Source organism: Xanthomonas sp. WHRI 8932A (genome assembly GCF_035012785.1).
Lineage (GTDB): Bacteria > Pseudomonadota > Gammaproteobacteria > Xanthomonadales > Xanthomonadaceae > Xanthomonas.
Genome location: NZ_JAYGQQ010000010.1, coordinates 30,723 through 44,425, shown reverse-complemented (window position 1 = coordinate 44,425; position 13,703 = coordinate 30,723). Strand labels below are relative to the sequence as shown.

Here is a 13,703-nt window from a genome sequence, read left to right as displayed (position 1 = left end):
CTCATCCATGGCTTTCAATACCTCGTTGTCCGGCATCAACGCAGCCAATGCCGATCTGAACGTTACTTCCAACAACATCGCCAACGTCAACACGACCGGGTTCAAGGAATCGCGCGCCGAGTTTGCCGACATGTTCCAGAGCACCAGCTACGGCCTGTCGCGCAATGCGGTCGGTTCGGGCGTGCGGGTCAGCAACGTGGCGCAGCAGTTCTCGCAGGGCAATATCGACCCGACCGGGCGCAGCCTGGATCTGGCGATCTCCGGCGAAGGCTTCTTCGCCGTGTCCTCCAACGGCGCCAAGATGTACACCCGCGCCGGCAACTTCCAGACCGATGCCAACGGGTATGTGGTCAATCCGCAGGGCGCGCGCCTGCAGGTGTTTGCGCCGAACCCCAGTGGCAATGGCTTCGACGTGGGCCGCCTGTCGGACCTGCAGCTGCTGACCACCGACAGCCCGCCCAAGTCGACCTCCACGGTCAACCTGGCCTTCACCCTGCCCGGCAACGCCACCGCACCGACGGTGACCCCGTTCAGCCCGGCCGACGACAAGACCTACAGCCACTCCACCGGCGGCATCAATGTCTATGACTCGCTGGGTGTCAGCCACGTGCAGACCTCCTACTTCGTCAAGACCGCCAATCCGAACGAGTGGCAGGTGCACAACTATGTGGACGGCACGGCAGTCGGTGCGCCGACCACACTGCAGTTCTCCGACACCGGCGCGCTGACGACCCCGGCCAACGGCATCATCGCGATGGACCCGTTCACCCCCAGCACCGGTGCCGGTGTGCTGAACATGCAGCTCAATGTCAGCGGCTCGACCCAGTACGGCGAAGCCTTCGCGCTGCGCGACACCCGCCAGGACGGCTACGCCAGCGGCAAGCTCAACGAGATCAGCTTCGACACCAGCGGCGTGGTGTTCGCGCGCTACTCCAACGGCGCCGACAAGCCGCTGGGCCAAGTCGCGCTGGGCAGCTTCGTCAATCCGCAGGGCCTGCAGTCGCAGGGCAACAACATGTGGGCCGAAAGCTACACCTCCGGCGCCGCCCGCATTGGCGCACCGGACACCTCGGACCTGGGCCAGATCGAATCCGGCTCGCTGGAAGCTTCCACGGTGGACCTGACCGAGCAGCTGGTGAACATGATCGTGGCCCAGCGCAACTTCCAGGCCAACTCGCAGATGATCTCGACCCAGGATCAGGTCACCCAGACGATCATCAATATTCGTTAAGGGCTGGGAATGAGGAATCGGGAATAGGGAATCGTAAGAGCCGGCGTCACGTCTAGCGGACAACGGCCTTACCTCCCCTCTCCCAGTCTCCAGCAATCCCGCTTATACGATTCCCGATTCCCCACTCTCGATTCCCGGTGTCAAATGGACAAAGCCCTCTACGTCGCAATGACCGGTGCCCGCGCCTCCCTGCAGGCGCAGAGCACCGTGTCGCACAACCTTGCCAACGTCGATACGGTGGGGTTCAAGGCCGCATTGGCCAATACCGAGGCCTTCAAGATCCAGGGCAAGGGGTATCCGTCGCGGATCGATGCGCTGCACGTGGATCAGGGCTTCGATCGCAGCCAGGGCCATCAGAAAGTCACCGGCAACCCGCTGGACGTGTCGCTGCAACAGGACCGCTGGCTGGCTGTGCAATCGCCGGATGGCAGCGAGGCCTACACCCGCAACGGCGAATTGGCGCTCACCGCCAATGGCCAGTTGGTCACCGCCAACGGACATGCGGTGCTGGATGAAGGCGGCAACCCGATGACCATCCCGCCGCACCAGGCGATGGAAATCGGCAGCGACGGCAGCATTTCCATCATCCCGCAGGGCGAAGGCCCGCAGGCGATGGATATCGTCGGCAAGATGAAGGTGGTCGATGCGCCCGCCGACCGTTTGACGCGGCGCCCGGACGGGTTGATGCGCAATACCAGCACCGACCCGGCGCAGGCGTTTGCGGTGGCCACCGGCAAGACCGTCAACAGCGGCATGCTGGAAGGCAGCAACGTGGATGCCGCCGGCGCGCTGGTGGAGATGATCCAGCTGCAGCGCCAGTTCGAAATGCAGGTCAAGATCATCAAGAACGGCGACGACAACGCGCAGTCGGCCAATTCGTTGCTGCGGGTCAGCGGCTAACAACGCCTGGCGAGCGTTGGCCAGGCGGGTGCGTCCCGCGCGGAGGACCCGAGTACGCAGCGATACCTGCCGATTCCGGGCACCGGATGCGCTTGTCTGCTGGCCATCCAGCCACCGTCAGATGTTCTAAAACCGTCAGATGTTCCAAACGTGATCGCCGAAGCGATTGCACCGTCAGGCGGGTGCCTATGGCGGTGTTTCGGCTGCTTGAAGCACGACGACCGCGTTATCGCGGCGCGTTGATCGTACCTGCCGTCTTCGGCGTCAGGCCTGAAAGCGGCCGGCCTGCAAGCGGTCCAAACGCGCAGTGCGCATGGCGTCGCTCCAAGCCGTTGAACCCATTCGCCAGCGAAGACATCAGTCAACGCACGGCACCTGATTTAAACCCCGCGTCTATCAACACCGCGCTTATCTCAGTCGCCGACCAAAACCGGCGGTGCTTGCGCGCGTGTAGGCGTGGGACCTTATGCGGCATGGATGCCGCATAAGAGCCTCCAGGGATGGATTCACGGCGTGTCCCACGCCTACACGCGTGCAAGCGCCCTCAGCAGACCGCCGCCCGCCGTAAATTGGAGGAGGTCAGTATGAAGTGGAGCCCTCGTGACCGGACAGGGTTGGTCGATGCGCGGCGCCGTCTCCGGAAGCGGGACACGCCGTGAATCCGTCCGTGGAGGCTCGGTAGCGGCATCCATGCCGCTACACGGTCCCGCCCCCGGAAACGACGCCGCGCTTCCACGGTTAGCCACTGCTGATCGGCAGGCAATAGCGGAAGGCATCAACGTTCACTGCCTTGCCGTCTGTACGCCGACACATCCCGCAGGCGTCCGCGGTCTCCGACGCACCGATGCATCGTCTCCCGGCCGCCGCGTCTCGGCCTTGCGCCGCGTGATCCACCGCACAGCCGGCAAGATTCCGACGCGGGTTTGGCACAGCACGTGCATATACCCAGCCGTACCCGGAACACATCCCCGGGTCTAACGAGGAATCGGGTCATGAATCAGGCTTTGTGGGTCGCCAAAACCGGACTGGATGCGCAGCAGACGCGCATGTCGGTCATTTCCAACAACCTGGCCAATACCAATACCACCGGCTTCAAGCGCGACCGTGCCGCGTTCGAAGACCTGCTCTATCAACAAGTGCGTGCGCCGGGTGGTTCCACCTCCGCGCAGACGCAGCTGCCGACCGGCCTTCAGTTGGGTACCGGTGTGCGGGTGGTTTCTACCTTCAAGGGCTTCGACCAGGGCAGCCAGCAGCAGACCGGCCGCGCGCTCGACGTGATGGTCAACGGCCGCGGCTTCTTCGAAGTGCAGATGCCCGACGGCACCTCCGCCTACACCCGCGACGGTACCTTCCAGATCAATGCGCAGGGCGAAGTCGTCACCAACAGCGGCTACCCGCTGCAGCCCGGCATCCAGGTGCCCGAAGGCGCGCAGTCGCTGACCATCGGCAACGACGGCACCATCAGCGTGACCCTGGCCGGCCAGGCCGCAGCGCAGGAAATCGGTGCGTTGACGCTGACCGACTTCATCAACCCCTCGGGCCTGCAGTCCAAGGGCGAGAACCTGTTCGTCGAAACCACCGCCTCCGGTCCCGCGCAGAACGGCACCCCCGGCCTCAATGGCCTGGGCACCACTGTGCAGGGCGCGCTGGAAGGCAGCAACGTCAATACGGTGGAAGAGCTGGTGAGCATGATCGAGACGCAGCGCGCCTACGAAATGAATGCCAAGGCGATCTCCACCACCGACTCGATGCTCGGTTACTTGAACAACAACGTCTGATCGGTTTGCCGGTCGCTGCCCTCTCAGGAATCCACGCCATGTCACGCCTGCCCTCTCTCTCTTCGCTGTCTCTTGCCATTGCCTGCAGCGCGCTGCTGGGTGGCTGCGTGGCAGCCGGCGATGTGCGGCCGTTCGCCGAACTGGCGCCGATCGTGCCGGTGGTCGCGCCGGTGGTGCAGCCCAGCGCCGGTGCGATCTATGCCGCCGGCCCGGGGCTGAACCTGTATGGCGACCGCCGCGCCCGCGACGTCGGCGATCTGCTGACGGTGAATCTGGTGGAAAGCACCACCGCCTCGTCCACCGCCAACACCAGCATCAGCAAGGCCGACACCGTCGACATGAGCACGCCCACGCTGCTTGGCGTGCCGCTCACCGTCAACGGCACCGACGTGCTGCGCAACTCCACCAACGGCGACCGCAGCTTTGCCGGAAAGGGCAACACCGCGCAGAGCAACCGCATGCAGGGCAGCGTGACCGTCACCGTGATGCAGCGCCTGCCCAACGGCAATCTGGTGATCCAGGGGCAGAAGAATCTGCGCCTGACCCAGGGCGACGAGCTGGTGCAGGTGCAAGGCATCGTGCGCGCCGCCGACATCTCCCCGGACAACACCGTGCCGTCGAGCAAGGTGGCCGATGCCCGCATCGCCTACGGCGGCCGCGGCGCGATCGCGCAGTCCAACGCGATGGGCTGGTTGAGCCGCTTCTTCAATTCCCGTCTGTCGCCCTACTGAGCCTGCGACCATGAATCTGTCATCCCTGCCCTTCCGTTTGCTCGCCGCCGCCGTCGCGCTGTGCGCGATTGCCGCGCCGGCATCGGCCGAACGCATCAAGGATCTCGCCCAGGTCGGCGGCGTGCGCGGCAACGCGCTGGTCGGCTACGGCCTGGTGGTCGGCCTGGACGGCAGCGGCGACCGCACCAGCCAGGCGCCCTTCACCGTACAGAGCCTGAAAAACCTGCTCGGCGAGCTGGGCGTCAATGTTCCGGCGAACGTCAACCCGCAGCTGAAAAACGTCGCGGCCGTGGCGATCCACGCCGAGCTGCCGCCGTTCGCCAAGCCGGGCCAGCCGATCGACATCACCGTGTCCTCGATCGCCAACGCGGTGTCGCTGCGTGGCGGTTCCTTGCTGATGGCACCGCTGAAAGGCGCCGATGGCCAGGTCTATGCGATGGCCCAGGGCAACCTGGTGGTTGGCGGTTTCGGTGCGCAGGGCAAGGATGGCTCGCGGGTGTCGGTCAACATTCCCAGCGTCGGCCGCATTCCCAATGGCGCCACCGTTGAGCGCGCCCTGCCGGACGTGTTCGCCGGTAGCGGCGAGATCACCCTCAACCTGCACCAGAACGACTTCACCACCGTCTCGCGCATGGTCGCAGCGATCGACAGCAGCTTCGGCGCCGGCACCGCGCGTGCGGTGGATGGCGTGACCGTGGCGGTGCGCTCGCCCACCGACCCGGGCGCGCGTATCGGCCTGCTGGCGCGGCTGGAAAATGTCGAACTCTCGCCGGGCGATGCACCGGCCAAGGTCGTGGTCAATGCACGCACCGGCACCGTGGTCATCGGCCAGCTGGTGCGGGTGATGCCGGCCGCCATCGCGCATGGCTCGCTCACCGTCACCATCAGCGAAAACACCAACGTCAGCCAGCCGGGTGCCTTCAGTGGCGGCCGCACGGCGGTGACACCGCAGTCCACGATCACGGCGACCTCCGAAGGCAGCCGCATGTTCAAGTTCGAAGGCGGCACCACGCTCGATCAGATCGTTCGCGCGGTCAACGAAGTGGGCGCGGCTCCCGGCGACCTGGTCGCCATTCTCGAAGCCCTGAAGCAGGCTGGCGCGCTGACGGCGGAGCTAGAGGTCATCTGACATGCGTATCGCAGCCTCGCCCATTGATCTCAACCCGAGCACCAAGGCCGATCCCGCAAAGATCGACAAGGTCTCACGTCAGCTCGAAGGCCAGTTCGCGCAGATGCTGGTCAAGAGCATGCGCGATGCCAGCTCCGGCGACCCGATGTTTCCTGGCGAAAACCAGATGTTCCGCGAGATGTACGACCAGCAGATGGCCAAGGCGCTGACCGAAGGCAAGGGACTGGGCCTGTCGGCGATGATCTCCAAGCAGTTGAGTGGCGACACTGGCGGCCCGGCGTTGAACACCTCGCTGAGCACCGCCGAAGCGGCCAAGGCCTATGCCCTGGTTGCCGGCAAGCGCGATGCCTCGTTGCCGCTGCCTGCCCGCGACGGCGCGGCAACCAGCGTCGGTGCGAGCCTCGGCGCAGCTGTCGGCGCCGCTGCAGGCATCGGCGCAGGCGGCCTGACCGGTATCGGCATGAGCCAGGTGCTGGATCTGATCGCCGGGCGCAGCGGCGGCAGCGATGCCGGCAGCGACGAGGCGGCCGCGCTGAGCTGGCCGTCGGCCAACGATCGCTGGTCCGATGTAGCCGCCAGCGACGCCGTGGATGCCAATACCGCCGTCAACGCAAGCGCGGCCAGCAGTGCTGCTGCCAGCCTGGGCGAGCGCACGCCGGAAGGCTTTGTCGCCAAGATCTGGACGCACGCACAGAAGGCCGCGCGCGAACTCGGTGTGGACCCGCGTGCGCTGGTCGCACAGGCCGCGCTGGAAACCGGCTGGGGGCGGCGCGGCATCGGCAACGGTGGCGATTCCAACAACCTGTTCGGCATCAAGGCGACCGGCTGGAGCGGCAACAAGGTCACCACCGGCACCCACGAATACGTCAACGGCGTCAAAACCACCGAAACCGCCGACTTCCGCGCCTATGGTTCGGCCGAAGAGAGCTTTGCCGACTACGTGCGCCTGCTGAAAAACAACAGCCGCTACCAATCCGCGTTGCAGGCCGGCACCGATATCAAGGGTTTTGCACGCGGCTTGCAACAGGCTGGTTACGCCACCGATCCGGGCTACGCAGCCAAGATCGCGGCGATCGCCAACGGCCCGACCATCGACCGTGCGGTCGCCGCCATCGGCAACGCAGCGGCAGATCTGTCCAACCGTTACGCCAGCACCGCCGAGCCTGCCGGGCTTGGCACCATCCGTCGTTGAGGTAAACGCCCATGTCCATCATGTCCACCGGGACCAGCGCGCTGATCGCCTTCCAACGGGCGTTGTCGACCGTTAGCCATAACGTCGCCAACATCAATACCGAAGGCTACAGCCGCCAACGCGTGGAATTTGCAACGCGCACGCCCACCGACATGGGCTACGCGTTCGTGGGCAATGGCGCCAAGATCACCGATGTGGGCCGGGTGGCGGACCAGCTGGCCATCTCGCGCCTGCTCGACAGCGGCGGCGAACTCTCGCGCCTGCAGCAGCTGTCGTCGCTGTCCAACCGCGTGGACGCGCTGTATTCCAACACCGCCACCAACGTGGCAGGGCTGTGGTCGAACTTCTTCGATTCCACCAGCGCGGTGTCGTCCAATGCCTCCTCCACCGCCGAGCGCCAGAGCATGCTCGACAGCGGCAACTCGCTGGCGACGCGTTTCAAGCAGCTCAACGGGCAGATGGACAGCCTGAGCAATGAAGTCAACAGCGGATTGACGTCATCGGTGGACGAAGTCAACCGTTTGACGCAGCAGATCGCCAAGCTCAACGGCACCATCGGCAATAGCGCGGCCAACGCTGCGCCGGACATGCTCGATCAGCGCGATGCGCTGGTGAGCAAACTGGTGGGCTACACCGGCGGCACCGCGGTGATCCAGGATGGCGGCTTCATGAATGTCTTCACCGCCGGCGGCCAAGCGCTGGTGGTGGGGACGACCTCGTCCAAGCTCACCACCGTTGCCGATCCGTACCAGCCGACCAAGCTGCAGGTGGCGATGCAGACCCAGGGGCAGAACGTCAGCCTCAGCGCCAATTCGTTGGGCGGCCAGATCGGCGGCCTGTTGGAATTCCGCAGCAGCGTGCTGGAGCCGACCCAGGCCGAACTGGGCCGCCTTGCGGTGGGCATGGCCAGCACCTTCAACGCCGGTCACGCCCAGGGTATGGACCTGTATGGCGCGATGGGCGGCAACTTCTTCAACATCGGCTCGCCCACCACTGCGGCCAACCCTAGCAATACCGGCACCGCTTCGCTGACCGCCAGTTTCAGCAATATGTCGGCCGTGGACGGGCAGAACGTCACGCTCAGCTTCGATGGCACCGCGTGGAAAGCCACCAGCGCCAGCACCGGCGCGGCCGTGCCGATGACCGGCACCGGCACCGCTGCCAACCCGCTGGTGCTCAATGGCGTCAGCATGGTGGTCGGCGGCACGCCGGCCAGCGGCGACAAATTCCTGCTGCAGCCCACTTCCGGGCTGGCCGGCACCGTGTCGGTGGCCATCACCGACCCGTCGCGCATTGCCGCAGCAACGCCGGTCAAGGCCACCGCCACCGTCGCCAACCTGGGCTCCGGCAAGATCAGCGACGTCAAGATCACCAATGCGCAGAACCCGGCGCTGCTGACCCCGTCGTCGGTGGAGTTCATCGATGCCAACCAATACACCATCGACGGCGCCGGCCCGTTCGCCTACACCCCCGGCCAGACCATCAGCGCCAACGGCTGGAGCTTCGCGCTGGATGGCGCGCCCAAGGCTGGCGACACGTTTGGCGTCGGTCCGACGGGCGCCGGCTCCAGCGACAACGGCAATGCCAAGTTGCTGGCCAAGATCGACGATGCCAAAGCGCTCAGCGGCGGCACCGTCACGCTCAACGGCGCGCTGTCGGGCCTGACCACCTCGGTGGGCTCGGCCGCGCGTGCGGCCGATTACGCCGCCGACGCGCAGAAGGTCATCAACGACCAGGCGCAGGCCAGTCGCGATTCGATTTCCGGCGTCAACCTCGATGAGGAAGCCGCCAACATGCTCAAGCTGCAGCAGGCCTATCAGGCGGCCGCACAGATGATCTCCACCGCCGACACCATCTTCCAAGCCATCCTGGGCGCCGTACGCTGATGACCGACCGTATCTCCACCAGCATGATGTACAGCCAGTCGATCGCCTCGATGGGCGCCAAGCAGACGCGGCTGAACCAGCTCGAATCGCAGCTGTCCAGCGGGCAGCGCCTGGTGACCGCCAAGGACGACCCGGTCGCTGCCGGCACTGCCGTGGGTCTGGATCGCGCGCTGGCCGCGATTACCCGCTTCGGCGAAAACGCCAACAACGTGCAGAACCGCCTGGGCCTGCAGGAAAACGCGCTCTCGCAAGCCGGCGACAAAATGGCGCGCGTCACCGAATTGGCGGTGCAGGCCAACAACTCCTCGCTCAGCCCCGACGATCGCAAGGCGATCGCATCGGAACTGACCGCGTTGCGCGACAGCATGGTGAGCCTGGCCAACAGCACCGACGGCACCGGGCGCTATCTGTTCGGCGGCAGCGCCGATGGCAGCGCACCGTTTATCAAGAGCAATGGCGGCGTCGTCTATAACGGCGACCAGACCCAGAAACAGGTCGAAGTGGCGCCGGACACCTTTGTCAGCGACACCCTGCCCGGCAGCGAAATCTTCATGCGCATCCGCACCGGCGACGGCACCGTGGACGCGCACCCTTCCAACGCCAATACCGGCACCGGGCTATTGCTGGATTTCAGCCGCGATGCCAGTACCGGCAGCTGGAACGGCGGCAGCTACAGCGTGCAGTTCACCGCTGCCGACACCTACGAGGTGCGCGACAGCACCAATGCAGTGGTCAGCACTGGTACTTATAAGGATGGCGACGACATCACCGCGGCCGGCGTGCGCATGCGCATCAGCGGCGCACCGGCGGTCGGCGACAGTTTCCAGATCGGGGCCTCCACCACCAAGGACGTGTTCTCCACCATTGACGATCTGGTTGGCGCGCTCAATTCCGACACGCTGACCAAGCCGCAGAAGGCAGCGATGATCAATACGCTGCAGACGTCCATGCGCGACATCGCGCAGGCCTCGTCGAAGATGATCGACGCGCGCGCCTCTGGCGGCGCGCAGTTGTCGGCCATCGACAATGCCAACTCCTTGCTCGAATCCAACGAAGTCACGCTCAAGACCACCCTGTCGTCGATCCGCGATCTGGACTACGCCTCGGCGATCGGGCAGTACGAACTCGAGAAGGCCTCCTTGCAGGCCGCTCAGACCATTTTTCAGCAGATGCAGTCGTCGTCCTTGTTCAACATGATCCGCTGATTTGCAGCAGAAAACCTGCGTTTTCTTCGCTCCTGCGCGTGAGCACTTGCGCAGGCGGACGGAGTTTATTTTTCGAACGGTTATACCAACGCTAAAGATTTAAGGGGTGCTGCCGAATAAACCAAACCCCTTGATACACAACGCTTACGCATTTCGTCCCGCAGCAGAAAAACAGTAAAAAAATACTGAATTTCGCTAAAGGTTCCCGACGCAACGCCGTTATTCATCTCAGCAGCGGCAACGGCCAACTTGATGGCCCCCCTGCGGAGGCTCCGGGCAAGTCCCCCTTGCCGGAAAAATCGCTTAGGAGAAATCAAAATGGCACAGGTAATCAACACCAACGTAATGTCGCTGAACGCTCAGCGTAACCTCAACACCAGCAGCGCCAGCATGTCGACGAGCATCCAGCGTCTGTCGTCGGGCCTGCGCATCAACAGCGCCAAGGACGACGCCGCCGGTCTGGCGATCTCCGAGCGTTTCACCACGCAGATCCGCGGCCTGGACGTTGCCTCGCGCAACGCCAACGACGGTATCTCGCTGGCTCAGACCGCTGAAGGCGCGATGGTCGAAATCGGCAGCAACTTGCAGCGTATCCGCGAGCTGTCGGTGCAGTCGTCCAACGCCACCAACTCGTCCACCGACCGCGACGCGCTGAACTCCGAAGTCAAGCAGCTCACCGCTGAAATCGACCGCGTTGCCAACCAGACCAACTTCAACGGCACCAAGCTGTTGAACGGCGACTTCTCCGGCGCGCTGTTCCAGGTCGGCGCCGACGCCGGCCAGACCATCGGCATCAACAGCATCGTCGACGCCAATGTCGATTCGCTGGGCAAGGCCAACTTCGCTGCCGCCGTCTCCGGCGCTGGCGTGACCGGCACCGCCACCGCGTCGGGTTCGGTCACCGGCATCAGCCTGTCGTTCAAGGACGCCAGCGGTTCGGCCAAGAGCGTCTCCATCGCTGACGTCAAGGTCGGCGCCGGCGACACCGCAGCCGACGTGAACAAGAAGGTCGCTGCGGCCATCAACGACAAGCTGGACCAGACCGGCATGTATGCCTCGATCAAGAGCGACGGCTCGGTGCAGATCGAATCGCTGAAGGCCGGCCAGGACTTCACCTCGCTGTCCGCTGGCACCTCCAGCGCCACCGGCATCACCGTCGGCGCCGGCATCACCACCGCCTCGGCCGCTTCCGGCTCCACCGCTTCGACCCTGAGCAGCCTGGATATCTCCACGTTCTCCGGCTCGCAGAAGGCCCTGGAAATCGTCGACAAGGCGCTGACCGCGGTCAACTCCTCGCGCGCCGACATGGGTGCGGTGCAGAACCGCTTCACCTCCACCATCGCCAACCTGAGCGCAACCTCGGAAAACCTGTCGGCCTCGCGTAGCCGTATCCGCGACACCGACTACGCCAAGGAAACCGCCGAGCTGACCCGCACGCAGATCCTGCAGCAGGCCGGTACCGCGATGCTGGCCCAGGCCAAGTCGGTTCCGCAGAACGTGCTGAGCCTGCTGCAGTAACTTGCCGTAGTCGTTCAGAAGCGCTTCGCAGCAAATCAAAGGCCCCTCTTCGGAGGGGCTTTTTTGTGGGTGCGGGTTTTTTGACGCCGGTCGTGTGGCGCGGCCGGCACGGAAGTTGCATCCGCTTGGTGGTCAACAAGACGCGTCGGCGCCGCTAAAGTCCTCCCGGATGCGGCCGATACCCGTCTCGTAATCCCATGCATCCGCTGTCCGGATGCCCAGACGAGGAATGCAACATGGCATCGGTGATTAGTACGTCCGGCTCCGGGCTGGATATCCCCACCGTGGTGTCCACCCTGGTATCCCGTCAGAAGGATCCGGAGCAGGCGCGCATTAACAAGGCCGGCACCGCAGCGACCACGCAGCTGTCGGCCATCAGTCAGATCAAGAGCAGCATGACCACGCTCAAGTCTGCGCTGGACAAGGTGGTCAGCAGTGCCGATACCAACGCCTACAAGGCGACGGTCCCGACCGATGCCGGCTTCACCGCCACCACCACCAGCTCGGCCGCGCCCGGTAACTATTCGGTGGAAGTGGTCTCGCTGGCCGCGTCGCAGAAACTGGCCTCCGGCGCATTCACCGCCGATGCCACGGTCGGCAGCGGCACGCTGACGATCGGCTACGGCGACCAGAGCGTTACCGTCGACATCAGCGGCACCGACAAGCTCACCGACATTGCTGCAGCCATCAACAAGGCCGCCGGCGGCAAGGGCGTCACCGCCAGTGTGGTGACCGCCAACGATGGCCAGCACCTGGTCTTCAACGCGGTCGACTCCGGCACCAAGGGGGCGCTGACCGTCAGTGCCAGCGACCCGAGCTTGAATAGCCTCACCTTCGGCGCCGGCGTCACCGGCGGCCTGACACAGCAGGTGGCTGCCGCCGATGCGCTGGTGCGCGTGGACGGCTTCGAGCGCACCTCCAGCTCCAACACCATCAGCGACATCGTGCCGGGTGTGGTGCTCAACCTGACCAAGGCCGCCGAAGGCACCAAGTTCAACCTGGGCGTCGCTGCCGACACCAGCGGCCTCAAGGCCAATCTGACTGCGTACGCCGCCGCCTACAACACTGCCAACACCTTGCTAGCCAAGAGCAGCGCCTACGACGCCACCACCAAGACTGCCTCGGCACTGACCGGCGACTCGCTGGTGCGTGGCCTGCAGCAGCAGTTGCGCGGCCAGGTCAGCGGCAACGTCAACGAGCTCAAGGCGCTGGGCCTGACCATCGACAAGGATGGGGTGATGAGCTTCGACGGTGCCAAGTTCGACACCGCCATCGCCTCCGACGGCGGCGCTGCCGCCGAGGTACTCGGCAAGGACAGCAAGTTCGGCTCCGGCATGACCAAGCTGCTGGACAGCAACGTCAACGCCAACAACGGCACCTTGACCCTGCGCTCGGACAGCTTGAACAAGACCATCAAGGGCTATGAGGCCGACCTGGACGACCTGGACGCACGCATGACCAAGCTGACCGATCGTTACACCGCGCAGTTCACCGCGATGGAAACCATGATCAGCAAGCTGCAAAGCAGTGCCAGTTCGCTCAGCAGTCTGTTGAACAGCTGATTTCCGTGATGCCGATCCTCAAGTCCCGCAAGGGTCTTGCCGATACAAGAAGGGCCTATCGTGATTTCGGCCTTGCCTTCTGGCAGGAGCGTCGTCGCAGGAGCACAGCGCTCCGGGACCAGCGAAGGTCAGCCCATTGAGGAGTCATCCATGTACGGTTCCAATCGTCAATATGCCGAGCAATACCGCAAGGTCGGTGTGTCCACCAGCGTGACCGAAGCCGACCCGCACAAGCTGGTGTCGCTGCTGTTCGCTGGCGCCTGCCAGCGCATCCGTCTGGCCCAGGCCTGCCTGGCGCAGGGCGACCAGGCGCGCAAGGGCAAGGCCATTGGCGAAGCCTGCGCAATCGTCGGTCATTTGAACGGCTCGCTCGATCACGAAGCCGGCGGCGAGATCGCTGGTAACCTGTCGGCCCTGTACGACTACGTCATGCAGCGCCTGACTGCCGCCAACCTGCACAACGACGAGACTGCGTTGACCGAAGCGCTGGAGTTGCTCAGCGAAATCGACTCGGCGTGGAACTCCATCCCCCTCGAACAACGCGGCCTCGCTGCGGTTTCCTGAGTCCAGC

At 64.6% G+C, this 13,703-nt stretch carries 11 protein-coding genes; all 11 read left to right on the top strand.

Annotated features, from left to right (window positions below; genetic code table 11):
* Positions 1–7: 7 nt before the first annotated feature.
* On the top strand, positions 8–1,231 hold the full coding sequence (gene flgE, locus VC212_RS16750; protein ID WP_055854439.1) for a flagellar hook protein FlgE: 1,224 nt from the start codon (positions 8–10) through the stop codon (positions 1,229–1,231).
* Between the two features lie 144 nt (positions 1,232–1,375).
* A complete protein-coding gene (gene flgF, locus VC212_RS16745) occupies positions 1,376–2,131 on the top strand; it encodes a flagellar basal-body rod protein FlgF (RefSeq protein ID WP_055854442.1) in 756 nt (251 codons plus the stop codon).
* A gap of 992 nt (positions 2,132–3,123) precedes the next feature.
* Complete coding sequence (gene flgG, locus VC212_RS16740; protein ID WP_006452262.1) at positions 3,124–3,909, top strand: flagellar basal-body rod protein FlgG; 786 nt, start codon at positions 3,124–3,126, stop codon at positions 3,907–3,909.
* Between the two features lie 38 nt (positions 3,910–3,947).
* Complete coding sequence (flgH, locus tag VC212_RS16735; RefSeq protein WP_323526423.1) at positions 3,948–4,640, top strand: flagellar basal body L-ring protein FlgH; 693 nt, start codon at positions 3,948–3,950, stop codon at positions 4,638–4,640.
* 10 nt (positions 4,641–4,650) lie between these two features.
* Entirely contained in the window at positions 4,651–5,769 is a 1,119-nt protein-coding gene (locus VC212_RS16730) for a flagellar basal body P-ring protein FlgI (RefSeq protein ID WP_055854446.1), read from the top strand.
* A gap of 1 nt (position 5,770) precedes the next feature.
* Positions 5,771–6,961, top strand: coding sequence for a flagellar assembly peptidoglycan hydrolase FlgJ (flgJ, locus tag VC212_RS16725; RefSeq protein WP_323526422.1), 1,191 nt, complete (start codon positions 5,771–5,773; stop codon positions 6,959–6,961).
* An 11-nt stretch (positions 6,962–6,972) separates the two neighbouring features.
* Positions 6,973–8,847, top strand: coding sequence for a flagellar hook-associated protein FlgK (gene flgK, locus VC212_RS16720; RefSeq protein WP_115512935.1), 1,875 nt, complete (start codon positions 6,973–6,975; stop codon positions 8,845–8,847).
* Positions 8,847–10,052 carry a flagellar hook-associated protein FlgL gene (gene flgL, locus VC212_RS16715; protein WP_055854455.1) on the top strand — a complete coding sequence of 402 codons (1,206 nt, stop codon included), beginning with the start codon at positions 8,847–8,849 and terminating at the stop codon, positions 10,050–10,052. The genes flgK and flgL overlap by 1 nt, the downstream gene beginning before the upstream one ends.
* A 318-nt stretch (positions 10,053–10,370) precedes the next feature.
* Complete coding sequence (locus VC212_RS16710) at positions 10,371–11,570, top strand: flagellin (RefSeq protein WP_323526421.1); 1,200 nt, start codon at positions 10,371–10,373, stop codon at positions 11,568–11,570.
* A 236-nt stretch (positions 11,571–11,806) separates the two neighbouring features.
* Complete coding sequence (fliD, locus tag VC212_RS16705; RefSeq protein WP_311240113.1) at positions 11,807–13,132, top strand: flagellar filament capping protein FliD; 1,326 nt, start codon at positions 11,807–11,809, stop codon at positions 13,130–13,132.
* Positions 13,133–13,282: 150 nt separating this feature from the next.
* On the top strand, positions 13,283–13,696 hold the full coding sequence (gene fliS, locus VC212_RS16700) for a flagellar export chaperone FliS (RefSeq protein WP_055854461.1): 414 nt from the start codon (positions 13,283–13,285) through the stop codon (positions 13,694–13,696).
* The last annotated feature ends 7 nt before the right edge of the window (positions 13,697–13,703 follow it).

Coding starts and splice junctions, on each gene's coding strand:
- flgE (WP_055854439.1), top strand. CDS start 8: ATGGCTTTCAATACCTCGTTGTCCGGCATCAACGCAGCCAATGCCGAT.
- flgF (WP_055854442.1), top strand. CDS start 1,376: ATGGACAAAGCCCTCTACGTCGCAATGACCGGTGCCCGCGCCTCCCTG.
- flgG (WP_006452262.1), top strand. CDS start 3,124: ATGAATCAGGCTTTGTGGGTCGCCAAAACCGGACTGGATGCGCAGCAG.
- flgH (WP_323526423.1), top strand. CDS start 3,948: ATGTCACGCCTGCCCTCTCTCTCTTCGCTGTCTCTTGCCATTGCCTGC.
- VC212_RS16730 (WP_055854446.1), top strand. CDS start 4,651: ATGAATCTGTCATCCCTGCCCTTCCGTTTGCTCGCCGCCGCCGTCGCG.
- flgJ (WP_323526422.1), top strand. CDS start 5,771: ATGCGTATCGCAGCCTCGCCCATTGATCTCAACCCGAGCACCAAGGCC.
- flgK (WP_115512935.1), top strand. CDS start 6,973: ATGTCCATCATGTCCACCGGGACCAGCGCGCTGATCGCCTTCCAACGG.
- flgL (WP_055854455.1), top strand. CDS start 8,847: ATGACCGACCGTATCTCCACCAGCATGATGTACAGCCAGTCGATCGCC.
- VC212_RS16710 (WP_323526421.1), top strand. CDS start 10,371: ATGGCACAGGTAATCAACACCAACGTAATGTCGCTGAACGCTCAGCGT.
- fliD (WP_311240113.1), top strand. CDS start 11,807: ATGGCATCGGTGATTAGTACGTCCGGCTCCGGGCTGGATATCCCCACC.
- fliS (WP_055854461.1), top strand. CDS start 13,283: ATGTACGGTTCCAATCGTCAATATGCCGAGCAATACCGCAAGGTCGGT.